This window comes from Colwellia sp. 20A7 (assembly GCF_009832865.1).
Classification (GTDB): Bacteria; Pseudomonadota; Gammaproteobacteria; order Enterobacterales; family Alteromonadaceae; genus Colwellia.
Genome location: NZ_CP047130.1, coordinates 2,587,210 through 2,610,956 on the forward strand (window position 1 = coordinate 2,587,210; position 23,747 = coordinate 2,610,956).

21 protein-coding genes and 1 pseudogene are annotated in these 23,747 nt (G+C 36.7%); 9 read left to right on the forward strand and 13 right to left on the reverse strand.

All coding sequences use genetic code 11. The features are described from left to right. Positions 1-430 precede the first annotated feature (430 nt). Together GQS55_RS11255 and GQS55_RS11260 are read right to left on the reverse strand one after the other, a co-directional pair. A complete protein-coding gene (locus tag GQS55_RS11255) occupies positions 431-1,162 on the reverse strand; it encodes a DNA/RNA non-specific endonuclease (RefSeq protein ID WP_159820616.1) in 732 nt (243 codons plus the stop codon). A 62-nt stretch (positions 1,163-1,224) separates the two neighbouring features. Beyond that, a complete protein-coding gene (locus GQS55_RS11260) occupies positions 1,225-1,413 on the reverse strand; it encodes a hypothetical protein (protein WP_159820617.1) in 189 nt (62 codons plus the stop codon). 150 nt (positions 1,414-1,563) lie between these two features. On the opposite strand from GQS55_RS11260, the gene GQS55_RS11265 reads away from it, so the two are divergent. Both GQS55_RS11265 and GQS55_RS11270 read left to right on the forward strand, forming a co-directional pair. Then, positions 1,564-2,268 (forward strand): AHH domain-containing protein, encoded by a 705-nt coding sequence (locus tag GQS55_RS11265; protein ID WP_236559619.1) that lies wholly within the window; start codon positions 1,564-1,566, stop codon positions 2,266-2,268. Continuing rightward, on the forward strand, positions 2,268-2,852 hold the full coding sequence (locus GQS55_RS11270) for a hypothetical protein (RefSeq protein WP_159820618.1): 585 nt from the start codon (positions 2,268-2,270) through the stop codon (positions 2,850-2,852). Before GQS55_RS11265 ends, GQS55_RS11270 begins: the two co-directional genes overlap by 1 nt. A gap of 475 nt (positions 2,853-3,327) precedes the next feature. On the opposite strand, the gene GQS55_RS11275 is transcribed toward GQS55_RS11270, so the two are convergent. Beyond that, on the reverse strand, positions 3,328-3,870 hold the full coding sequence (locus GQS55_RS11275; protein WP_159820619.1) for a response regulator: 543 nt from the start codon (positions 3,868-3,870) through the stop codon (positions 3,328-3,330). 93 nt (positions 3,871-3,963) lie between these two features. Here GQS55_RS11275 and GQS55_RS11280 point away from each other — a divergent pair, with 93 nt between their 5' ends. The 3 genes and pseudogenes from GQS55_RS11280 to GQS55_RS11290 all read left to right on the forward strand — a co-directional run bounded on the left by GQS55_RS11280 (position 3,964) and on the right by GQS55_RS11290 (position 6,058). Next, on the forward strand, positions 3,964-4,179 hold the full coding sequence (locus GQS55_RS11280) for a helix-turn-helix domain-containing protein (protein WP_159820620.1): 216 nt from the start codon (positions 3,964-3,966) through the stop codon (positions 4,177-4,179). 670 nt (positions 4,180-4,849) lie between these two features. Beyond that, positions 4,850-4,990, forward strand: a pseudogene (locus GQS55_RS11285) (thioredoxin-dependent thiol peroxidase); the annotation flags it as partial. Between the two features lie 288 nt (positions 4,991-5,278). Continuing rightward, entirely contained in the window at positions 5,279-6,058 is a 780-nt protein-coding gene (locus GQS55_RS11290; RefSeq protein ID WP_159820621.1) for a zinc ribbon-containing protein, read from the forward strand. Between the two features lie 61 nt (positions 6,059-6,119). Here GQS55_RS11290 and GQS55_RS11295 read toward each other — a convergent pair whose 3' ends face one another. The 10 genes from GQS55_RS11295 to GQS55_RS11340 all read right to left on the reverse strand — a co-directional run bounded on the left by GQS55_RS11295 (position 6,120) and on the right by GQS55_RS11340 (position 19,255). Then, the gene (locus GQS55_RS11295) at positions 6,120-7,607 is read right to left on the reverse strand and encodes an NAD(P)H-hydrate dehydratase (RefSeq protein WP_201294507.1); all 1,488 of its coding nucleotides are present in this window, start codon (positions 7,605-7,607) and stop codon (positions 6,120-6,122) included. Then, positions 7,607-9,001: a Re/Si-specific NAD(P)(+) transhydrogenase subunit beta gene (gene pntB, locus GQS55_RS11300; protein WP_201294673.1), complete on the reverse strand. Its 1,395-nt coding sequence runs from the start codon at positions 8,999-9,001 to the stop codon at positions 7,607-7,609. Before pntB ends, GQS55_RS11295 begins: the two co-directional genes overlap by 1 nt. Positions 9,002-9,011: 10 nt before the next feature. Next, entirely contained in the window at positions 9,012-10,550 is a 1,539-nt protein-coding gene (locus GQS55_RS11305; protein ID WP_159820623.1) for a Re/Si-specific NAD(P)(+) transhydrogenase subunit alpha, read from the reverse strand. Between the two features lie 222 nt (positions 10,551-10,772). Continuing rightward, positions 10,773-11,795 (reverse strand): alcohol dehydrogenase AdhP, encoded by a 1,023-nt coding sequence (gene adhP / locus GQS55_RS11310; RefSeq protein WP_201294675.1) that lies wholly within the window; start codon positions 11,793-11,795, stop codon positions 10,773-10,775. Between the two features lie 59 nt (positions 11,796-11,854). Further along, a complete protein-coding gene (locus GQS55_RS11315) occupies positions 11,855-13,246 on the reverse strand; it encodes an NAD-dependent succinate-semialdehyde dehydrogenase (protein WP_159820625.1) in 1,392 nt (463 codons plus the stop codon). 307 nt (positions 13,247-13,553) lie between these two features. Then, positions 13,554-14,291 (reverse strand): ZIP family metal transporter, encoded by a 738-nt coding sequence (locus GQS55_RS11320; protein WP_201294508.1) that lies wholly within the window; start codon positions 14,289-14,291, stop codon positions 13,554-13,556. Positions 14,292-14,492: 201 nt separating this feature from the next. Beyond that, positions 14,493-15,119 (reverse strand): response regulator transcription factor, encoded by a 627-nt coding sequence (locus GQS55_RS11325; RefSeq protein ID WP_159822789.1) that lies wholly within the window; start codon positions 15,117-15,119, stop codon positions 14,493-14,495. After that, positions 15,109-17,541, reverse strand: a complete 2,433-nt coding sequence (locus GQS55_RS11330) for a PAS domain-containing sensor histidine kinase (protein ID WP_159820626.1) — start codon at positions 17,539-17,541, stop codon at positions 15,109-15,111. Before GQS55_RS11330 ends, GQS55_RS11325 begins: the two co-directional genes overlap by 11 nt. A gap of 368 nt (positions 17,542-17,909) precedes the next feature. Continuing rightward, entirely contained in the window at positions 17,910-18,980 is a 1,071-nt protein-coding gene (locus GQS55_RS11335) for an AI-2E family transporter (RefSeq protein ID WP_159820627.1), read from the reverse strand. Between the two features lie 14 nt (positions 18,981-18,994). Further along, positions 18,995-19,255 carry a sulfurtransferase TusA family protein gene (locus tag GQS55_RS11340; protein ID WP_159820628.1) on the reverse strand — a complete coding sequence of 87 codons (261 nt, stop codon included), beginning with the start codon at positions 19,253-19,255 and terminating at the stop codon, positions 18,995-18,997. Between the two features lie 233 nt (positions 19,256-19,488). On the opposite strand from GQS55_RS11340, the gene GQS55_RS11345 reads away from it, so the two are divergent. The 4 genes from GQS55_RS11345 to GQS55_RS11360 are packed head-to-tail and all read left to right on the forward strand — an operon-like array spanning position 19,489 to position 23,699. Beyond that, on the forward strand, positions 19,489-20,955 hold the full coding sequence (locus tag GQS55_RS11345; RefSeq protein ID WP_236559620.1) for a beta-barrel assembly-enhancing protease: 1,467 nt from the start codon (positions 19,489-19,491) through the stop codon (positions 20,953-20,955). Between the two features lie 30 nt (positions 20,956-20,985). Beyond that, positions 20,986-21,327 (forward strand): arsenate reductase (glutaredoxin), encoded by a 342-nt coding sequence (arsC, locus tag GQS55_RS11350; protein ID WP_159820629.1) that lies wholly within the window; start codon positions 20,986-20,988, stop codon positions 21,325-21,327. Between the two features lie 32 nt (positions 21,328-21,359). Further along, positions 21,360-21,761, forward strand: coding sequence for a DUF2069 domain-containing protein (locus tag GQS55_RS11355; protein WP_159820630.1), 402 nt, complete (start codon positions 21,360-21,362; stop codon positions 21,759-21,761). Positions 21,762-21,797: 36 nt separating this feature from the next. Then, entirely contained in the window at positions 21,798-23,699 is a 1,902-nt protein-coding gene (locus GQS55_RS11360; RefSeq protein WP_159820631.1) for a hypothetical protein, read from the forward strand. Positions 23,700-23,747: the final 48 nt, after the last annotated feature.

Genomic DNA, 23,747 nt, shown 5'->3' on the forward strand with positions numbered 1-23,747 from the left:
GTAACAAATAACATAAGACATTGCCACTTAAAGATTTTATTAAATTGTGATTGCAAGAAAACGACCCATTTGCGCATCTACATGAATAGGGGAGAAACTTGTTACAACTGTATATCAATACAGTCACCGTAAAGATAAATATGAAAATAGAATGTAAGTGCTTTTTTAAACGGTTAATTCATTTAAAAAAGTATGGTAAAAACACTAAAACTAAAGTCGGCTATGCTCACAAAGTGAACATTAATATTTAGATGATGAACGACCGCAATGGTGGCATTGCTGTCTATTAGGTAAATATTTACGTAGTCTAAACTGCACATAGATTGATAGATGATAATGCTTGTTTTGCTGAAATCATATTAAACTACACTAGTTGTATTGACATTATGAATCCAGGTTTTGTTGAAGGGTTACCAGACTTCGTTGTATCTTAACAACCGAGTCTTTCGAGTATTTTAGGTGAGTCGCTAATGCTCGGCATAGCGTATGAGATTATATCGTTTAATTCTTTGTTTTTAATCATTTGCTCACAATATTTAGCGCTTCTAGGTAAGTCTTGGTCGAATAAAAAACTTGCACCATTGCCTTTTAAATCATAGATTATTTTAAAATATGCAGATGGAATAGTGTGTGACTCATCAGCACCTGGAAGAGGTTCTTCTTCTAAATATAGCGTGCCAGTTATTACATACAGAGAGTTTCTAAAGCTGACAGCATTGCGTACAGCAATTTCTAAGGCAACCCATGAACCTTGATTTAATGCTGATTTTTGTAGTGTTATATTGGATAAGTAGTTTAGCTCTATCCAATTCTTATGCCCAGCAAAACTCGCTAAGGGAGCTTGATGTCCTCTGTCAGTTTTCAACTGCTTAAAAGCGCCTTTATAATCAGGCTCTTCTAATGATTCGTCATCATCAATCAAGTCATCATTACCCCAATTTCTGCCTGGGCTATCACCAAAATTAGATACATTTACTTCATAGGCAACCCAATCTGCAAATTTTGTTTTTGGGTTATTACTTAAGGCATAAGTATGGTTGAACACAACATCATTATTTTCAATTAGTACGCTAGGACAACCTATAGGGCAATGCACACTTCTAATTTCAGCGTGAGCTAAAGTGTTATAAACAATGAATAATAACAGTATAAGTATTTTCAATTTTAGCCGTTAGGAATGTGGCCATTGATTATATATTAAAGACTATTATACAAAAATTTATATCAAACAGAATAGTCTTCAACTTTATTCTTTTGTATTTGTTCAAGGTAAAGTTCTGCAAGCTCCATCGAACCAAAAAAATTATTAATAGCTTCACGGATAGACAATTTAATATGATGAAGTTCAGGGTTTCGATTTGTGGCTAAGTTTAGCCATGTTTCAATGAGTATTACTGGTGGGTATCCTTTCATAACCTTAACATTTGGTGTTATATAACTATAGAACACCTTCCTTAAAAAGCTAATTTTTTATTAATATAAATTAATTCATTTATTAACTATTGCTCTTATGAATACAGGGTATTAATATTAGATTTCAAAATTATTTTCAAGGATAGAAACATGATATTAGAAAATCGTTTATACCCACACCCAACAAGACCAAATGACCCTAGCCCTCTAGAATTAGCTATTTTTAACTACGAACTGAAAGCAAAAAATTATCACAATCAGCGGATTAAAAAAAATAACAGCAAAGATATTCAGGAAAAAATGAAACGTGACTTTGAGCATTTACAGCGTGAAAAAACAAGGATAACTGGGCATGTTTTGGCTCAAGAAAGCTTAAATATTTATAGAGAAAACAACGAAAAATTGACAACAAAGCAATTAAGGCAAGAGAAACATCACCCCACTGAAAAATTAGCTAGCTATTTAACCGCTGTTGGAGAGCCAAAGCCAACAACAATGCATGAAGCTCACCACATAATATGTGGTAAAGGAAGGTTCCGGCAAGCAATGATGTTAAGAGCAAGACTTAATCTGCACATCCATGGGATTGGTATAAATGACCCTGTCAATGGGGCTTGGCTGATTAATTTCGTCAAAAACAAAGAACAAGATTGGGCAACACCTGATGCACCCGCACATAGAAAAATCCATCGGTATAATTATGAAACATGGATAGGCTCTACTTTAGGAATCCAAAATAGACCAAGTAAGATCCAGTTTTTGAACTCATTACGAAATGTAAAAATAAAAATTAAAACAGGTAATATGCCTGCGAAAGTATTAGACACTAAAGATGAACTTTGGAAGGGCGTGTAATGGGTATATACCAAATAAAAGCACAAGAAAACACATATGACATAATTGATTTAGATGTTGTTGTTCTTGCAGAGAAGCTTGCTGAAAACCCAACGCTTGATGAAGATACTCTTATTGAGCTTTTAATGAATCTACCTTTTGACAATACATCCTTAAAAAGCATGTGGCCGGACGAAATGGTATGTAACTATTTTGGAAAGTCAAAAGAGCAAAATTACGATATTAATGTTTACGCTAACTTTTTAGTGTTAAATATGAAAGCCTATAATACCTTGCATGGTGAACTAAAAGAATTTGGCGAATTTTTACCCCTTAATGTTGAGGGTGATAAAATGATGATGTTTAATTTATTAACATTTGCTCAAGAGAATAAAACCTTATGTGAAATGTCATATTTAGATGGTTTTGAAAATGGATTGAAAACATTGTGCTTTGATGAAGCTGATACTGTTACTAAAACTATATTTAAATCAAAATTGCAAGGTGGGATGACAAATTATTGTACCGATAAGCTTAAGCACTTAGTTGAAAAAAATGACCTGTCAGGCGTTAAATTCGATACAGATTTACTTGATTATTTTTAATAATCAGGTTTTTTATCTGGACATGTTACTTAATACTTTCGATAAGATTTATTGTATCTTGGTAGCATTCTTTGCAAAAACTAATGAAAGCTTTAAGCTCGTTTCCTGTGTGATATAGCGGCTCTCCAACACTAGGAGCATCATATTTAGCGCTATATTTAGAAAGAATGGCTATATAATCGAGTCTACGTGTGGCAGGTATAACAAGAGGAGCGAAACCCGCCCTGATCTTCCCCCGTTTTAGTGGACACCTCCTCACACACTGAGGAAGTTAATGTCTGCAAACCTTCACCTAAGTTGTCCTTATTTACTGAAAAGGTCAGCTTATGGCTAACTTTTGACCTAAAGAAAAAACAATAGATAACTTCGAAAAAGCTACATTGAAGTAATACCCATTCAACTATGCGACTGTCCGCAATGGTGGCTTTGGAGCCAGTTATTCAAGTTATACGCTCCAAATAAAATGTTAGTGATTTTATTCTTTATTTGTATATGATAATAGTGTGTTAATTGCTTTTATCTGCCCAAGTAATTTAAACTTTTTATCTTCAGCATTATGATAATCATTTGTTAATACCGCTTTCAATTCAGGGTAAACTTTTAGCAACCTTTTATATTCTTCTGTCTCTCCAATAGCAGACATTACCTCTACCTTATATTGCATCAGGGTATCTGACTCAGTATTGATGGTTACTGAATAAGGCTTGGTTGATTTAACTAAGTTATTTGTGGGGTTATTGCTCTCCTTTGAGAGCTTACAAATGAACTTAACACTACCGAATAAACATGTTTTTAAATAAATAGCATTATGACTATATTTATCACCTTTTTTATTAACTAATTTTTTTTTAAGTAATCTTAATATTTGCTTATAGACAAACTTTCTAGCTACAAAACGACAAGTACCCCCGGATAACTTTAAATAAGCATCACTTAGCTCAGAAATGGTGAATTGGTAAAAAGAGGTGTCTTCTAGTATTTGAATTAAATGTTCATTCATTCCAATTTTAATATCCAAAATATCACTCCTCAATTTCAATTGCTCTGTATACGGAGCAATTTTATGTTTTTTCTCTGTGACAATCAAGCTCCATTATCGGAGCAGTGTCATATGAATATTATAGGTTTTAATATACGAAAAATTAGAGAACGTAAAGAATGGACTCAAGATCTGCTTGCAGCGAAATGTAACTTACTGCAGTGGAATATAAGCAGAGGTACGCTCGCAAAAATTGAAGCTAAAGTAAGACGAGTAACGGATATAGAAGTAAAAATATTAGCTCAAGTATTAAATGTGACTATTGAAGAGCTCTTTGAAGATACTTAAATTTGGTACTCACTTAAAGTGATAGCTTTTCTCAAGTTTGAATGTCGATGATATTTATTGGCATTGATAATCCTAGTATAAATAAGTGCAATTATAATATTACTACCCTGAACATAATGAATCACAATTCTGGCCTGAAAACACACGTTTTTTTGGAAGAAAACAAGCTGGTTTACCGTAAATTCACTCTCTAGTTTTTTTAGTATTCACTCCGATAATAAAAAATGTTCTCATTGTCTTAATAAATACTATTATCGATGAGCTAAAAAACAGCATTTGATATAAGTAAATGGTATTAGTCTGTATAGATGAGTGAGCTAGTAATAATAATGCAAACAGATCTTTTTCGTTAAGGGTTAGTTCCTACAAATCTAGGTAAGTGGGTTTTTGCAGAATATATTTACCCTAGCTCATTCTTTTATACCGATTTACCCATAGAAGTATCAACAAATAGACCACTTCGTTGTGCTGACAAGGAAGATGAAAGGTAGGTGCAATAATAATTGTTTGATTTTTTGATTGAATATCTACTCTAATTTGAAAAAAATATGATAAATATTATTCTTTGAGGTGAATAACAAGCTAATATATGCTAAGATATTGTTTTAAAATGTTTTATTATAGAATCATCATTTTTATTATCATAAATAATTCCCAAGGGTAGGCTTGCATGGGTAAAGAATACGATGGCATTCACCGTTTAAGCTTCCTTATTGGTTTAGATGGTAAAATAGCGCATGTATTTAATAAATTTAAAACCAAAGATCATCATGAAGTAGTTATCGATTTCTTAAAATCAGCTAAAATATAGTCTGTTAATAAAACGATCAAATGACAATATTAACTAGCGGTTTACTCGCTGGTTAATAATATCCCTCTACCACTAAGTATATCTGAAATCCCCCCTCTAAATTATATATGCTGCGTACTTAAAACCATCACAGCTACTTAATTAATCAAATAACATCGTAAATATAGATATCTTAAATTCAAATTAAATACGTAGTTTCCACAATTCATTAAGTAGAATACCCAATAGAGTTTTCCATGCGTATAGGTAATCATCACACTATTAATTTTAATTTTTGAGGTGTTGGTTATGAATAAGAAAAAACATAAAACGGAATTACAGGCAAATTATCAAGCAATGGTAGATAGCATAGAAAAATTTGTAATTGAAGAAGGTAAAACTTTACAACAAGCTTTTCAGGCGGCAGAAGAACAGCTCGAGGATGCGAAAGAAATAAGCAACGAACATATTCAAGAAGCCAGTAGAGACTTAAAAGATAAGCTGCATTTATGGGGTGATGCGATAAAGGGCGTAAATGAAGCCTACAAAGACCAAATAAAATTAGAAGTGAACTATATAAATGATTCAATTTGGGACAAATTACAACATGTTGCTAATTCAAACTACGCAGAATTAATGAACTTCACAAACTCGCTAAAAGAAAAAGCTCAAGCAGTCAGATCAGATGAGCATCTCCTTGCACATCAACAACACAATCAATGGGCTTCAGATCATGCTTTATGGTTAGATGAAGTTGAGTACTGGAAAAAAGATCATCGTCAAGCATTAACGAAACTAGTCGAAATAGAAAAACGATTTAATCAGCAATCAAGATCTCTTGATGAGCATTCTCAAGACATTAAAAAGCATACACAAATAGATCATCAACACGAAAAATTTGTCGCAAATGCTGAACAAGACCCTACGAGCGAAGTTTTTAAAATTATTGATGAAAACGCAATCGCAGACCATCAGACAGAATGTAAGATACATGAAAAAAATGCTGCAAATCATCAAGCATTAAAAACTCAGCATTTGAAAATAATGTCGATGCTGAATATGCTTCATAACGAACTTAATAAGAGCTAATACACCAAATGATGGCTGACAATAATGACTAAGAGAAACGTAAACATCATTATCTATTTCATCATTTTTCTTCAAAGAAAGTTTTTTGTAGTTTCTGCAATACAACAGGGAGTAATTCGGGAAGATCTTGCGCGATAAGACCCAGGCCAAATTCTGACGCTGCTGCTCCATGCAGCCAGACGGCTGTTGCTGCAGCATCGAAAACAGGCATCCCTTGTGCTAAAAGACCAGCAATAAATCCGCTAAGAACATCACCACTGCCACCGGTGGCAAGTTGAGGAGGTGCATTCGCATTAATAATGGCTCGCCCATCAGGAGAGGCGATAACTGTATCAGCCCCTTTGATAATAACAACCGCGTTACTTTGCTTGGCTGCACTTCTTGCACAATAGAGCTTGTCACCTTCAAAGTTAAATAATCGCTTAAACTCACCTGCGTGTGGTGTTAACACACAAGGTCCAGTGATTGCTTTAAAAAGTTGTTCAGGGCTATCGGTGAAAACGGTGAGTGCATCAGCATCAAGAACTACCGCGCGTCTTGTCGCTAGCGCCGCGAGTACAAATTGCCGTGTTATTTCATTAACGCCAGCTCCAGGCCCTATCGACATAACATTACAGCGAACATCGCCAAGCATAGTTTTTAAATCTTTGAGCGTTTCAAAACGGCGAACAATAGCATTAACTAGTGATGAGGCATAAATGTTCCATACCTTGTCTGGAGCTGCAACAGTCACTATTCCCGCACCTGCGCGTGCTGCTGCTTGAGCCATCAACCGACTAGCACCAGTGATGTGTTCACCTCCCAAAATAAGAACGTCTCCGCGGTCATATTTGAAATTTTCTGACTGCGGCCATGGGTATTTATGCTGCCACAATAGTGGATCATTTTTCCATGTCATTTGTCCATTATTTGGAAGTAATGACGACGGTATGCCAATATCAGCTAAAACGATATCACCGCAGTGTTTTCTACCAGGATAGAGTAAATGTCCAATTTTTTCTCTAAAAAAAGTTACAGTGATATTGGCCCTAGTGGCAAGGCCTAATACCTTTCCGGTAGATCCATCAATCCCGCTAGGAATGTCAATAGCACAGACTGGAGTGTCACTCTGATTCAATGCCTCAATTTGCGCCAATGCTATTCCAGCGATTGGACGTGAAAGTCCAGCCCCAAAAATAGCATCAACAACAAGATCCGCGTTATTGAGACAATCTGTAGAAAAAGACTCTATGTCGCTGCCCCAAAGATTAGCTGCTTTAGCGGCATCGCCTGACAAATCATCAAGTGACCCTAATAAAGCAACAGTCACCGGCCAACCTGCTAAACGTAACGCAATCGCTGTAACAAAACCGTCGCCACCATTATTGCCTGGACCACAAAGTACAGCTACTGGCCTTATAGACCAGTGTGCTTCAATGGTATTTGACACCGCAGAACCTGCAGCTTGCATCAGAGTGAACGAATCTATTCCCTCAGTGATAGCACGGCGATCCACAGATTGCATTTCAAGTGCGGTCAGCAGTCTTAGTGAAGAAGCGAACATAGTCATTACATAGCCTCAAATACTTTTTGCAGGGTATCTTTAGCGTCACCGAATAACATTCTTGTATTATCTTTAAAGAATAGAGGATTCTGTACACCAGCATACCCTGTTGCCATTGATCGTTTTAGCACAATAGATGTCTTACCTTTCCAGCATTCAAGCACCGGCATTCCAGCAATAGGACTGTCAGGTTTATCGAGTGCTGACGGATTAACAATGTCATTGGCGCCAATAACGAGAGAAACATCGACTTGTGGAAAGTCTTTATTGATTTCATCTAGCTCAAAAACAATATCATATGGAATTTTTGCTTCTGCTAGTAATACATTCATTTGCCCAGGCATTCTACCTGCTACAGGGTGAATACCAAAACGCACGTTAACCCCTTTAGCAAGTAAAGATTTCGTGAGCTCAGCAACAATTTGCTGTGCTTTCGCAACGGCCATGCCATAACCCGGGATAATCATCACTTCTTTTGCGTCCAGAAGAAGTTGCGCTGTTTCATTTGAAGTAGTCTCGATGATATCTCCTTCCTCTTCTGATTCTGACGAGGTTTTAGTTGTACTACCACCGCCAAAACCGCCCGCAATCACAGCAAGAAATTTTCTATTCATTGCACGACACATGATATAACTTAAAATTGCACCACTTGAACCAACTAACGCACCTGTGACAATTAACAGATCATTGTTCAACATAAAACCGGTAGCCGCTGCGGCCCAACCTGAATAACTATTAAGCATAGATATCACAACCGGCATATCGGCACCACCAATTGCCATTACCATATGAATACCAAAAACCAATGCAATACCAGTCATGACCATCAAGGGCACAATACCACTCCCCGTCGCAGACTGTTCAACGAACTCATATCCTAGCCAAATTGCCGCGACTAGCAAACCAAGATTGAACAGGTGACGTCCTGGTAATGTTAGTGGTTTACTACCGATATTACCGGATAATTTTCCAAACGCAACCACCGAACCGGAGAACGTGACGGCACCAATTAGCGTGCCGAGATAGGTTTCAATATCATGAATTGTTAGATCAATACCCGTTAATTGCCCAGAAGTGTTCGCGAAATTTGCATAACCAACCATAACAGCTGCCAACCCGATTAAACTGTGTAGGCTAGCAATAAGCTCAGGCATTGCAGTCATCTGCACACGTTTTGCCACAAGCAACCCAATACTACCACCGACGACCAATGCCAGCATCAACTCAACATAATGGTTAGTTACAACACCAAAAATTGTCGCTAATAAAGCGATGACCATACCAGAAATACCATACCAGTTACCCCGACGAGCCGTTTCCTGACTAGAAAGTCCACTTAAGGCTAGAATAAAAAGAATCATTGCGGCGATATACGCCATAGTTACAATACCTGTACTAATCATAACAACCTCATTTGCGGAACATTTTGAGCATACGATGTGTGACTGCAAAGCCACCGACGATGTTAATGCCCGTAATTAATATGGTGAAAACGGCAATCCACATGATTGTGTTGTTTGTCGAACTTATTTGCATCAACGCGCCAATAACGATAATACTTGAAATTGCATTGGTGACACTCATCAGCGGCGTATGTAATGCTGGTGATACATTCCAAATTACCATGTAGCCAATAAAACAGGCGAGTACAAAGACAGTGAAATGCGACATAAAATCAGGCGGTGCAACCGAGCCGAGTCCCAATAAAGCAACCGCAGAAATTACAACACCGATGATTGGGCCAATAATTGATTTTTTACTTTCAGTCTCAACCGCTATTGGTGGCGATGTAGGCTGCTTAGCTTTAGGGGGGACATTCACTTTCAACACTGGTGCTGGCCATGTTATTTCGCCGCTAGTACAAACCGTTGCGCCACGGATAACATCATCTTTCATATTAACGACAATCTCGCCGTTTTTTTCTGGTGTCATGTCGGTTAATAGATGTCTAAGATTAGTGCCATATAATTGACTAGACTGCGCTGCCATACGGCTGGGATAGTCGGTATAACCGATTATCGTCACACCATACTCGACAGTAATTTCACCTGGCACCGTTAATTCACAATTACCACCTTGTTCTGCCGCAAGATCGACGACAACGCAACCATTTTTCATCGATTGAATCATCTCAGTAGTAATTAATTTAGGTGCAGGTTTTCCAGGAATAAGCGCTGTAGTGACAATAATGTCGACATCTTTAGCTTGCTCAGCAAAGAGAGCCATCTCAGCCTGAATAAATTCATCGCTCATCACTTTGGCGTAACCACCATCCCCTGTGCCATCTTCATCTTTGAAATTGAGCATAAGGAACTCTGCATCCATGCTTTCAATCTGTTCTTTAACTTCGGGGCGTGTATCAAAAGAACGAACGATTGCCCCCAGACTTTTAGCGGTAGCAATTGCTGATAACCCAGCAACACCCGCACCAATAACGAGGACTTTAGCGGGTGGCACCTTTCCTGCTGCGGTGATCTGTCCTGCAATAAATCGATCAAAATTATCCGCAGCCTCAATGATAGCTCGGTAGCCAGATATATTTGCCATAGAGCTACGTGCATCCATTTTTTGTGCACGTGAAATACGAGGGATATTGTCCATCGCAAGAGCAGTGACCCCTATCTTGTTCAAGCGTTTTAATAGTTCGGGGTTTTGCTCTGGCCATAAATAACTGATCAGGGTTTGGCCGTTTTTAAATAACGAAATCTCGCTATCTTCAGGTGCCAGTACCTTAAGCACTATGTCAGATTGTGCCCATAACTCTTTCGCAGTAGCAATAATGTCACAACCTGCACTAGCATAATCATAATCACTAAAGTTAGCGGCGACTCCAGCGTCAGTTTCTACTAGTACCTTGTAACCCAATTTTGATAATTGAGCTACAATGTCTGGTGTTGTCGCTACGCGTCGCTCACCCTTAAAAATTTCTTTTGGAATACCGATTTTCATTAAATATTCTCCAAACCGAATCATAAAAATAGCTAATACCACAAATCACTGACATTTAATTATTAAGCTGTATAGCCACTATCAATCACCAACTCGCTCTAAGTGACAAATGTTAATGTCCTTTATGTACTAAATCCAAATTAATCATGATTCTGATAAAGCTTTAACTAAACGATAACAGCGAACCAAGTGAAAACATCATCTAATCCGCTGTAGTTGAATTTAGTTCTTGGTAAAATCGATGACTACTCGTGCAGGCACTTTCCCATTCTCAAGCCTTGTAAATATTTCATTAATTGATGATAAAGGCTGTAATTCAATATCAGCTTTAACTTTACCTTCTGCAGCAAAAGCAAGTGCTTCAGCCATATCCTTACGATTACCAACAAATGATCCACGGATAGTGATGCAATTTGCCACAACATCAAAAAGAGGCGTTGGAAATTCACCTGGAGGTAAGCCAACTAACACACAAGTACCATGCTTGCGAGTCATACCCAGACCTTGTTCAAATGCTGGAAGCGAAGGTGCTGTTATCAATACACCGTGTGCACCGCCATTAGTCACTTTCTTAACCGCTTCTATTGCATCATCCGCTTTAGCATTAACTACTGCATCGGCACCAACTTGAGTAGCATGTTCAAGCTTGCCGTCATCAATATCTACAGCACAAACCTTCAGCCCCATGGCTTTTGCATATTGAATAGCCAAATGCCCAAGACCGCCACAACCAGAAATTGCAATCCATTCACCAGGTTTAGCAGTAGTCTCCTTAATTCCCTTATAAGTGGTAATGCCAGCACAAATAATTGGCGCGGCTTCTATCGCTGATAATCCATCAGGAATATGCGCAACATATTTAGGGTCGGCAATAATGTACTCAGCAAAACCACCATTTTTGGTATAACCACCAAATTCGGCGTCAGCACACACAGTTTCCCATGCACTTAAACAGAACTCGCAATGACCACAAGCAGAATAAAGCCAAGGCACGCCAACGCGATCACCAACTTTCACATTTGTTACACCTTCGCCTATTTCTACAACCAAACCAATTCCCTCATGTCCTGGAATAAAAGGTGGTGTAGGTTTTAATGGCCAGTCGCCATTTGCTGCATGTAAATCGGTATGGCATACACCACAGGCTTCAGTTTTAACCAAGATTTGACCTGATTCCGGTGTAGGGATATCCCATTCACGAAGAACCAATGGTTTTCCAAATTGTTCGACTACGGCTGCTTTCATTTTCTTAACCATGATAATTTCCTTTATAATTCAATACATCGTTTCAGTGGAATGTATCGTTAAAACGGTGCGTTAATATCTACAACGTCGATCAGTTTATGATTAACGAACTCTTTAATTCCTAAACCAAGTAATTCTCGGCCATATCCAGAGCGGCGCACTCCGCCAAAGGGTAAATCTGCTTTTACCATGGTTGGATGATTTACAAACACCATGCCGGTAGAAATTTTCTTCGCTACCTCAAAACCATGTTGCGGATCCGAAGTAAATACTGAACCACCCAACCCAAATGGAGAATCATTAGCAATCCTAATTGCGTCTTCTTCATCCTTAGCACGAAAAATCATTGAAACTGGGCCAAAAAACTCCCAATCTCGCGCGGGGTTATCTTCGCCAATATCAGTCAAAATGGTTGGTTGTACGAAAGCTCCTTGGGTTGGAACTTTAGGTCCCACTTCAGTCGCTTTTGCGCCAAGTTTGATTGCTTCTTTGATTTTTTCTTTAAGATCATCAGCAGCGCTTTGTGATGATAAAGGCGCCAATGTCGTTGCTGGGTCAAAAGGGTCACCTGCACGTAATTCAGCTACACCTTTGGTATAACCTTCTAGAAATTCATCGTAAACTTCATCCGCAATGATCATGCGTTTAGAAGACACACAAACTTGTCCACCGTTCCAATGACGGCCAAACACTGCCCAGTTAATTGTTTTTTCCATCTCGGCATCAGCTAATACAACAAAAGCATCTGCACCACCGAGTTCTAATGTTGATTTTTTAAGTGCTTTACCAGCGGTAGATGCGATTATTGCACCCGCACCTTCTGAGCCAGTAAGAGCAACACCACGAACGAGTGGATGATTAATAATCAGCTCAGTCTGCGAATGTGCTGCATAAAGATTTTGGAAAACACCTTTTGGTAGCCCTGCTTCTAACATAAGTTTTTCACACGCTGCAGCACTTTGTGGAACAATGCCAGCATGTTTAAGCAACATAGTGTTACCTGCTGACAATTGCGGTGCAATGATACGTGCTACTTGATAATACGGAAAATTCCACGGTTCAACCGCAAGCAATACACCGAGAGGGTCGTGAACAATAACCGCGTCACCTTCTGCTGGATCTGCGACTACTAGTTTCTCTGGCGCAAGTAGTTTCTCAGCATTAACAGCGTAATACTCAAAAATTGCGGCTGATAGTTCAACTTCAGCTTTAGCCTCTCCGGTTATCTTGCCCATTTCTAAGGTCAATAACTTGGCATAATCATCGATGTTTTTACGTAACAGATCAGCGGCTTTGTGCATGATTTTCGCACGCTCAGCAAATGATGTGCTTTTCCAAGCAAGAAACGCTGTATTCGCGTCTTCTATTGCTTTATTTATTTCAATGTCAGTAGCATCAGGAAACGTTTTTAAAACTTCTCCAGTGTATGGATTTGTTGTTGCATAAGTCATAGTAATCTCCAAGTTAAATATCGGGTCATGTCTGCTAATTATGATGCGGCGACAACGCCATACATCTTTATTAAACGTATACATAAGACGGGGTTAAAATACCCATAAATTATCGTCTTCATGCATTACAGGTACAATTGGTGATTGCCGTAAAAACATGTGGATATCCACAATGATTAAAAATGATTAGGAGATTCAAGGTAAATTGTTACCCCTATATTTACGGGCGCATGATTTTACTGAACTTGGTATTAGAATGAAGAGTATCGAAAAATAAAAGTATATTAAGCTGAGATCAGATTAATTATTACGACATAACCCAAAAAAACAAATAAAAACCAAATATAAAAGCGATGACCGCTATGACCTTGCTTTCAAGCTTTAGGCTTATATATCGATTCGTTTCGGAGACTAGATCAGACAACCCTATATAAATAAAATTGCCCGCTGCAAATGGAATAAGCCACAAAATATCTATTTGAAAGAACAATATATACGCAGTTATACCACCAAGTAAATAAGTCGGACTCGATAGTAAATTGAAAATAAGTACTGAACGTTTTGACCATCCAGTATAAAAGAGTGTCGTTAAATCTAACAATTTTTGAGGCACTTCATGTACTACAATCGCCAACCAACAAATAAGACCTAAACGAGTATCAATTAAGAATGTTCCTCCTATCATCATGCCCGCTAAAAAACTTTGAAAAGCACCACCTATCATCATAATGTAGGTCATTTGCTTCTTATTTTTTTCTAATGAGTTAAGGCGGTATTTCCAATGTAAAAGCTGCTTTAAAATAAAAAATATAGTGAAGCCTGCCATGATCAATACTGCTAATGATTCTGAGCTGTTATTTATCTTATGAACAAAGGGCAAAATATGAAAAAAAACACTGCCGAACAATGAACCAGCAGCGAAATAAATCAGCGGTAAAAGTAATTTTTCAATCGTAGAAATATTAAGTAGTAATGTGACATTTACTATCAGAGCCATTAAGCTCATAAATAAGCCACTAATAATGATCCAAGTTAAGACAGTCATTAAGCACGACCAACTTTACATTCCCCTAATTAATAAACAGGGCAAGTAATATGAGTAAATAATTATATTCTCATGTTCATTAGCTATACTCTATTAGGGGTTTCCACATGCAGATAGGAGAAATATTTTACACTTACGCATCAGTGCAATGTGATTGTTTAAATATTTTTAATTATTAGGCCTAAATATATAAGCCTGAGGTTATAATACAGCTGATTCTATCGCTTCTAACTTAACTTTAACTCGTACTAACTCCGCGAGTGTTTTGACGCCTAATTTATCCATAACATGCGATCGGTGAACCTCTACCGTGCGCTCACTTATACCAAGTTCGGCTGCAATCACTTTGTTCATCACTCCGCTAGTCACTCGCTCAAGCACGTCCAACTCTCTCTTTGATAGTGATTCAAATTTATTTTTAAGATTAAGTTCACTAATGACCTCATCATTTCTTTTTTCATCAAACTCAAGTGCTTCATTAATGCGATCAATCAAATCTTGTTCATTAAAGGGTTTACGAACAAAATCCAGTGCGCCTAATCGCATAGCCTCTACAGCCATGGGTATATCACCGTGACCAGTAATAAAAATCATAGGTAATAAACACTTCAATTCATTAAGTTTTCGTTGAAGCTCCAAACCACTCATTTTAGGCATACGTATATCCAAAACGATGCAACCCGACATATTATCATTATAGGCTTTTAAAAATGACGTAGCTGAATCAAAGCTGCAACACGCCTGCCCTATTGACTCTAACAGCATAGTCAAACCGTCTCGAATGCCTTCGTCATCATCTATAATAAAAATAGTCGGTTTATTTGTCATTAAACTTGTCATCAAGATTTCCTTCGTCATGAACGGGCAATGTAAATAAGAAGATTGCGCCGGAGGGCTTATTGGGAATAAAATTTATTTGGCCATTGTGCTCTTCGATTATCCTTTTAGAAATTGATAAACCGATACCTGTTCCATTATTTTTCGTTGACGAAAAAGGTGTGAACAACTTTTCAATCATCTTTTCAGCGAGACCACAACCGGTATCGGCAATGGTAATCTCAATAAAACCATCTGTTTTTAGACTTTCTGTCAGTGTGATCGTTGATCCATTTTTGCAACCAATTGACTGCATTGCCTCCATCGCATTTCTAAGCAGATTGAGAATAACTTGTTGTATTTGTACTCGGTCAACCACTAGTTTTATATTCTTGTTAGCTACAATGGGCACTATTTTAATATCATATAACCTAGCTTCTAATTCAGCTAACTTTATCACTTCATCAATCAATAACTTGCAATTAACCACTTCTTTAAGTCTTTCCCCTTGCCTTGTCATGATCTGAACACTTTCAAGCACAGCCCCTGCACGACGAGAGTGCTGACTAATTTTTTCAAATATTGAAGGCAACTTCTCAAACTGATTGTTTTTACAGAAATTTTTAGCCGTTTGAGAATAAAGTGAGATGGCAGTTAAAGGCTGATTGATTTCATGTGCCATTCCAGCAGCCATTTCACCCAGCGAATTTAGTCGGTCGGCATGAGCAAGTTGTTCCGTATGTAACCGCCTTTGTTCTTGGCTAGCTCGTTGCTGGGTTATATCTCTAATAACTCCAACAAACATTCTATTTTCATGATTTTTAAATTCACTGACCGATATATGAATGGGGAATACCTCTCCATCTTTACGTTGGGCGACAAGTTCACGCCCGGTACCAATAATATGGATTTGGTTGGTCTTTATATAATGTGATAGATAGTCATCATGTTTGTCATTATAATATTTTGGCATCAATATTTTGATTGCTTGATCTTTTATTTCATCGAAGGTGTAGCCAAACATTTTTTGCGCCGCATCATTGAAACTCTTAATCATCCCACGTTGATCAATCGTTATTACAGCTTCTACTACCGAATTTACAATGGTGTTTGAGAATGCATCACTGTCGATAAGGTCAAATTCGACCTGTTTGATTGAAGTAATATCAGTAATGAAACCCTCAAGTATGAAATCATTAGTATGAGAAGAACTGATAGATTCACCCTTTTCCCATACAAATTTAATGCTCTTTTCTTTCGTTAAAATACGATATTCAATTTCAAACACATTCTTTAATTTTATCGCATTATTAATCGTTTGACACACCCGTTCATAATCATCAGGATGTATAATACTTCCCCAAAGTATATTATATTGTTCAAATTCTAGTTTAGTGTAGCCGGTGAGTTTTTCGCAACCATCGCTGACAAAGATCATAGGCCAATTTGTCTTGTTTAAAGCCTGATAAGCCATACCAGGTAGATTATTTAACAGTTGCTTCATTTTTTTACGATCACATCTAATTTTATTAGCTTGATTGACCGCAAATAACGCTGAACATACGGCTAGCCCAAAGAAAACACTTAACAAGACACCAAGCAACATCAACGTTTTCATCATTCGAAAGTGTGTTTGAGAAAGAAATTCACTTTCAGGTGCCATTTCAATTCGCCATGTTTGCTCTAAAAACTCAAATGATGCTTGCTTATTCCAAGTGCTATCTATCATTGAATCATCAGTGCCATCTGAATAGATTTTTTTATCATCAATAAAGATTGTTAATTGATGCTCAACTAGTAAGTATGAAGGCAGAACTTTATTAATATAGGTATTTAATAAAAGGATACTGCCAATACCCAATTCTAACTCTTGGCTTGTTTTAGTATTTTTATAGATGGGAATAAAAATTCCCAAACCTAAATCGCCTTGATTTGAATTTACGGCAATAATAAGACCTGCTCCACTATTTATTTTTTCTTTAATTGCGGATAAATGTACTGGTGACCTTAATGCTACATCAAAATCACTGGTTGATTGCTTAGTTTTAACCGGTGTTATTTTTCTGATTTTATAAGCTTTATCAAACCATGTAATCACCTGATAACCATAATCAGTATCTGATAAAGCATGACTGATCATAGCCCAATCATCATCTGCTATTTGGCTCGGCGAGGTAGATAAAGGTGCGGCATATAAATGGGCTAATTCAGACAATGATGTTATTTGCTTTCGGATGTCTTTTTCAAGGAGTGTTTTAACCCCATTGGCTACGCTTTGGGTAACTCTATCAATATGGGCCTGTTCCTGTGACTCAATATACAGAACGACAAATGTTATTAAGCCAGCAGATAAAACACTGGCTATTATTGAATACCATAAAATGGCAAGTTGAGGGGAGAAAGAGATTAACTTGTTTTTACTATCAAATTTCATGAATAGAGTTAACAGATTATTTAAAAAACAATTGGTCGTTTGATTGTACACCTATTGGAAGAAAATTGAAGTTGTGTTGAATCTTCTCCATTCTAACTTTATATACGCTATTACGTAAATTATTCACCATAGTTTTAAGTTTAAATAACTAACCGATATAACTGTTTACCCGCACTTAAAATAGAGCACAACCGTTTACCTGTCGGCTATATAAGCAATTCAACTGAGAATAGCTTATATAGCTCCCTTGGAAAAACTTATGATTAAGCTAACAGTAAATATTGCTGATTAAATCGGCATATATTTACGTTTACTGTAACGAAGTAATAATTAAAATGGCAAGTATTATCGCTACCCTCTTTAATTTTTTAAGTTATAGATTCAAAGTCTTCCTGCGTTGTAGACCAAGCATTAATTACCGCTTTTACTAAAGTTGCTAAAGGTATCGCGAAAAATATTCCCCAAAATCCCCACAGCCCGCCAAAGAGTATTACTGCAATAATAATAGTCACAGGATGAAGGTTAACTGCTTCTGAAAAGAGCAATGGCACAATAACATTACCGTCTATGGCTTGAATAATCCCATAAGCCAACATTACATAGCCTAGTTCTTGGCTAAAACCAAACTGAAATAGCGCTACCAAAAAGACAGGAATGGTTACAATAGTTGCCCCAACATAAGGTACTAATACTGACAAACCAACGAGTACGCCTAATAAAACAGAATAACGTAAATCAAGAAAAACAAACGCGATAGTGGTAGAAGCGCCAACAATAAGAATTTCAATCACTTTACCGCGTATATAATTTAATATTTGTTGATTCATTTCTTTACCAACTGCAGTGGCCATACGACGCTCTTTAGGTAAGAATCGACTGAAAGTAGCAAACAAATCTTGCTTATCTTTAAGAAAAAAGAACACCATTAAAGGCACTAAAATAAGATAAACCATTAAGGCCACAATATCAGAAATAGAATTAAGAGACGCCTTAAGAGCAACTTCCCCCCATTCAAGAGACTTGTCTTTAATCGTATTAATAAAGGTTTCAATCTGTGAAGCTTGAATGATGTCTGGATATTTTTCAGGTAACGTTAATAGATATTTTTGTCCTTCAGTCACCATGTTGGGTACTTCTTGCAATAAATTACTACTTTGCTGCCAGATAATTGGCAGTAAACCAAGCAGAGAAATTAACGATATACCCACAAAACTAGCAACAATAACAACGGTTGAGCCAGTTCTGGAAAGCTTTAAAGCCACTAATTTATTTACGGGTAAATCTAATAAAAAGGCTATCGCTAGCGCGACTAATACTGGCATTAATAAATGACTAAATAAGGCGAGGAATAAAAATAGACCGAGCAAAATAACCACAAGCGTAACAGCATGAGGGTCTGAAAACTTACGGGTATACCAGTCGCTAAAAAGCTTAAACATATATTTCCTTTACTCTACTGTGTTTTATCATATTTTATATTAGTTAAATTTAATTGTTTTTTAGATAACGTTATTTCTACAATATTATTGCCAAGAATATTTTGCTTAAAAACATAGCCTAACTTAGACAATAATTTAGGTATACTTTCTTTAGAGCCTGAATCACGTATTTTTAACACACAAACATCATCTTTTGTCATTTTCTTCAAAATCAAGCGTAACTGAACCAATGGAAGTGGACACTTTTCTTGACTAGCATCATATTGAAAGATCATTATTTAGTTCTTTTTTTTAACAAAGTAATCTGAGACAATCTATTAGATATCTTATCTTAACTGTTCTTATATAAATAGCTAAATGAACAGCTTACTTAAACAACTTAATTGATAATAATTTAATTTAAACCGAATTTTTCTTCATAATCGGTGTCAAAGAATGATGGGTATTTAGCATCAATATACTGCATTTATTCATATCATTCTCATAATACTAGTGACAGGATTACATATTGTTTAACATAAAACCTTTATTGATAGGCTTTGCTATCACAACGTTAATGGCAAGTACGTTTGCTTTAGATGCCAAGGCTAATGGGCAAAATAATAAAAACAAATTACCCGAGATAGGCATTTCAGGCTTTAGTGTTCTCTCTTTAGACAAAGAAGGACAAATAGGCACAGCTATGATGCGTCAGCTTCGTGCTAGCCAACCTGTTATTCAAGATCCTGTTTTAATAGAATACATCAATCATTTAGGCAATCAATTAGTTAAAAATGCTAATGATGTTAATTATCCGTTTGAATTTTTCTTAATCAACAACGATGAACTTAACGCATTTGCGTTTTTTGGTGGTCATGTTGGTATTCATAGCGGTTTATTAACGACTGCAGATAATGAAAGTGAACTTGCATCTGTTATTGCTCATGAAATATCTCATGTGACTCAACGCCACTTAGCGCGCCGTTTAGAATCGCAAAGTAATAGCCAATCCTTAACGATGGCAGGTATGATTTCAGGTATATTACTTGCCTTAGTAAATCCTACCGTCGGTATGGCGGCCTTAAGTGCTTCTATGGCTGCTTCTCAGCAAGCAAGTATTAATTATACTCGTAGTAATGAAAAAGAAGCCGATAGAGTCGGCATAGCTTTATTGGCGAATAGTAATTTTGATCCTCAAGGTGCGCCCAGTTTCTTTGCTAAAATGTCAGAGAAATATCGCTACGCGAGCAAACCACCGGCAATGTTACTCACGCATCCCTTACCTGAATCTAGAATAGCTGACGCAAGACAAAGAGCACATAACTACCCTATAAGACGCTTAGCGCCTAGTCTCAATTTTGAATTAGCAAAATCTAGAATTCAGGCACGATACCAAGGTAACTCTAAAGATAATATTGCATACTTTGACCGACAATTACGAACACAAAGTTATGGTTTAGAAGCTGGTGCAAAATATGGATTAGCGTTATCATATTTCGAAAATAAAAATAATGACCAAGCCAAAGCCATTTTAGAATCGCTAAGACAAGAAGATAAGAATAACTTGTTTTATATTGATGCCCTAACAGATGTTTATTTATCGTTAAAAGAATATGACAAAGCAATAGCAATGCTGAGCGAGTTAAGTTTACTGATGCCTAATAATCAGGTCATTAGTTTAAACCACGGAAATGCTTTACTTACTGCTGGTAGGTATGAACAAGCAGCACGAGTTCTTCAAGACTTTTTAATCGTTAGTCCGGAAAACTTTATTGCTTATGATATATTGACAAAAGTATATAGAAAACAAGAGAAAAAAGGCTTAATGCATATAACAAACGCTGAAGTGATGGCCTTATTAGGCGCATATAAAAAAGCAGTGGATGAACTACAAACGAGTTATGAGTTTATTGAAGGGCAACCTCTTTTACAAAAACGCGTTAAAGCCAGAATATTACAATTTCAAGAACAAGAGAATAAACTTAAACGTTTATAATACAAAACCTTACTGATTAAGAAATATATTATGTTAACAATTTATCACAACCCAAGATGTTCAAAAAGTCGAGAAACACTTGAACTAATTAAAGAAAACTCAAAAAAAGAAATTAAGGTAATTGAATATCTTAAAGAGCCACTTAGCGTTACAGAGATTGAAAAAGTATTATCATTATTGTCTTGTTCTCCTATAGAAATGATGCGAGTAAAAGAGGCCGAATTTAAGGAGCAAAACCTTAAAGGCGCTGATGATAAAACACTTATAGCTGCTATGGCTGCTACACCAAAACTAATTGAACGCCCTATTGTAAGTGACGGTAATAAAGCCGTAATAGGCAGACCGCCAGAAAATGCCCTCGCTTTATGTTAACTTGGCTCTAGATTAAAGGTTGTAAGCAATAGATGAAAACTCAAAGAATCTCTACCCCGAATCTAAGAAAATTAGCATTGTTTGGCTATTTTTCTTTACTTATTTTTATGCCGCTATGGTTATTAGTCTTATCTCCAAGTGAAAGTTTAAGTACTTTAACAACATTTTTGCTCTTTATTTTACCACTACTCTTCCCTATGAAGGGAATTTTGCAAGGCAATCCATTTACTCATGCTTGGGCAAACTTTATTGTTTTAATTTACTTTTTACATTCATTAACAACATTATGGGTCTTACCAAGTGACAGGATCTGGGCTTTATTAGAGCTTATATTTGCTTCTACTATGTTTTTGGGATGTAGTTATTATGCAAAATATAAAGGACAAGAACTTGGTCTTAGTATTCGTAAACCTAAAACGGATAAAGCTGATTAACTTGGTTGTTTTATCTGCACTTAAAGGATTCACAGCATGACACTTAAAAATACTCTCTTACACTTAACACTTTCATCAACGCTTGTGTTGTCAGCTTGCGGTGGTGGAACCTCTCAGCCTGATAATACTAATAATGTTGATACTATAGGAAGTATTTTACAACTTGAAGAGTCACTTTCAATAAACCAAGGGATAGATTTAATTTTATACTTTCCTGAGGGTGACTTAACTAATATACAGTGGCAACAAACAGCTGGTGACTCCGTAGATATACTCGCTCCTACAAGTAAAGCTATAGGTTTTACACCTAATAGTGCTGGTGAATACAGCTTTTCAGTCAGTTTTAATAATGACGGCGGTACAAGTCAAACATTAACAAAATCTATAACCGTAGCAGAAGAATCAAGTTTAATCACAACGCGATTAACACATGAAGTACGCAGCGGTAACAAAGTGTCTTTAAGAGCTGAAGTTGATGCAGACATTGATAGTGACTTATTGAATTGGGAACAAGTTGCCGGTCCTACCGTAACATTAACCGATACTAACACTAACGGAAAGTTAGCAATATTTTTCGACGCACCACAAGTAAATCAAGATACTTACTTAAGTTTTGAAGCCTCAATTTCTGCGGACGGAATAAAACATACTGATACAGTAACAATACTTGTTGAATCAGCCGATACAATTAGTAATAACGCTTATTTTGATACACGCGTAGCTAAGGTATTTCCTTATAATGAATCTAGCCCTTACAAAGATAATGTAGTTGATTGTGTTTACTCTAATACCTTAACGAGTTCTTGTACATTAAGTAAATTACCTCTTATTGCGAGTGAAGTTCAAAACGCTGCTGATATTCCATCTGTCGATACTATTATGGATAGAGTTGTTGTATCGCACCAATGGATGGGTGAAAAGTTTGAATCATTTTTAATTAACAATGATCCTCATGATGATATAAAACGTCTACTTAGAGCAACAACAGCAATTGTTATCAGCTACGATGTTCGTCCCTCTTTTTACTGGGCTGCAACAGGTGCTATCTATCTTGATGCCAATAATTTTTGGCTAACAGCACAAGAACGAGACACAATAAATGAAGCACCAGATTATCGAGCAGATTTTGGTAATGATCTTCAATTTGTGATGCCTTGGCGCTATGTAAAAGATAATGATTACGCTTATTTGACTATTCCTACTTCAGTACGCACTGACCGTACCGAAAGTGATGATTTATATCGACTAACATCATTGATGTACCATGAATTAGCGCATGCAAATGACTTTTTTCCTAGTAGTCGATGGTCGACCTACTCGTCTTCACAGCGTATATTAGATGCCGCTGTTAGCAATAGTACTCAATCAGACAACTTGTCTGTAGCACTTCCTCTACAAAGTCAAACGATGCGTGATTTGGCTCAAGTAAACTTTGCCGGTGAAAGTGCGACAAATACGCAAAAATCGTATTTACCAACTGATATAGAAACCTTTTTTAGTCCTGATGCTGCCACCGACTTTTATGCTTATTCAAGTTTACGAGAAGATTACGCCATGTTATTTGAAGAATTGATGATGCAAAAGCGTTTTGATATTTTTAGAGATGTTGCAATAACAAACCAACCTATTGGTGATAATATTTTCAGTAGTGATTATAAGGTTACTTGGGGTCAGCGCGGTAGAATAGGAGAGCAAGATGTTCAACCAAGAGTATTGTTTAGTGCGAGTCGAGTATTACCTGAATTTGATAGTGAAACTGCGCTAATGACTGTACCTACCCCTATTCAAATGACAAGTGGAAATGATTGGATAGAAAATTTAACAATAAGTCCAATCCAGTCAAATAAACAAAAAAATGCAAAACGCGTATATACAACGATACAAGAGCAACAAGTTATCCCTTATCAGTATCATCATAAATCACTACCTAAACATTAATTTAATTATTAAACCTAAACATCAAAAACAGTAAGAAATATTATTAGT

Bases quoted from the DNA above. Each gene is read 5' to 3' on its own strand.
- arsC (WP_159820629.1), top strand. From the start codon at position 20,986: ATGTTAACAATTTATCACAACCCAAGATGTTCAAAAAGTCGAGAAACA.
- GQS55_RS11290 (WP_159820621.1), top strand. From the start codon at position 5,279: ATGAATAAGAAAAAACATAAAACGGAATTACAGGCAAATTATCAAGCA.
- GQS55_RS11295 (WP_201294507.1), bottom strand. From the start codon at position 7,607: ATGACTATGTTCGCTTCTTCACTAAGACTGCTGACCGCACTTGAAATG.
- GQS55_RS11355 (WP_159820630.1), top strand. From the start codon at position 21,360: ATGAAAACTCAAAGAATCTCTACCCCGAATCTAAGAAAATTAGCATTG.
- GQS55_RS11330 (WP_159820626.1), bottom strand. From the start codon at position 17,541: ATGAAATTTGATAGTAAAAACAAGTTAATCTCTTTCTCCCCTCAACTT.
- GQS55_RS11315 (WP_159820625.1), bottom strand. From the start codon at position 13,246: ATGACTTATGCAACAACAAATCCATACACTGGAGAAGTTTTAAAAACG.
- GQS55_RS11340 (WP_159820628.1), bottom strand. From the start codon at position 19,255: ATGATCTTTCAATATGATGCTAGTCAAGAAAAGTGTCCACTTCCATTG.
- GQS55_RS11335 (WP_159820627.1), bottom strand. From the start codon at position 18,980: ATGTTTAAGCTTTTTAGCGACTGGTATACCCGTAAGTTTTCAGACCCT.
- GQS55_RS11305 (WP_159820623.1), bottom strand. From the start codon at position 10,550: ATGAAAATCGGTATTCCAAAAGAAATTTTTAAGGGTGAGCGACGCGTA.
- GQS55_RS11325 (WP_159822789.1), bottom strand. From the start codon at position 15,119: ATGACAAATAAACCGACTATTTTTATTATAGATGATGACGAAGGCATT.
- GQS55_RS11280 (WP_159820620.1), top strand. From the start codon at position 3,964: ATGAATATTATAGGTTTTAATATACGAAAAATTAGAGAACGTAAAGAA.
- GQS55_RS11260 (WP_159820617.1), bottom strand. From the start codon at position 1,413: ATGAAAGGATACCCACCAGTAATACTCATTGAAACATGGCTAAACTTA.
- GQS55_RS11265 (WP_236559619.1), top strand. From the start codon at position 1,564: ATGATATTAGAAAATCGTTTATACCCACACCCAACAAGACCAAATGAC.
- GQS55_RS11360 (WP_159820631.1), top strand. From the start codon at position 21,798: ATGACACTTAAAAATACTCTCTTACACTTAACACTTTCATCAACGCTT.
- adhP (WP_201294675.1), bottom strand. From the start codon at position 11,795: ATGAAAGCAGCCGTAGTCGAACAATTTGGAAAACCATTGGTTCTTCGT.
- GQS55_RS11270 (WP_159820618.1), top strand. From the start codon at position 2,268: ATGGGTATATACCAAATAAAAGCACAAGAAAACACATATGACATAATT.
- GQS55_RS11320 (WP_201294508.1), bottom strand. From the start codon at position 14,291: ATGACTGTCTTAACTTGGATCATTATTAGTGGCTTATTTATGAGCTTA.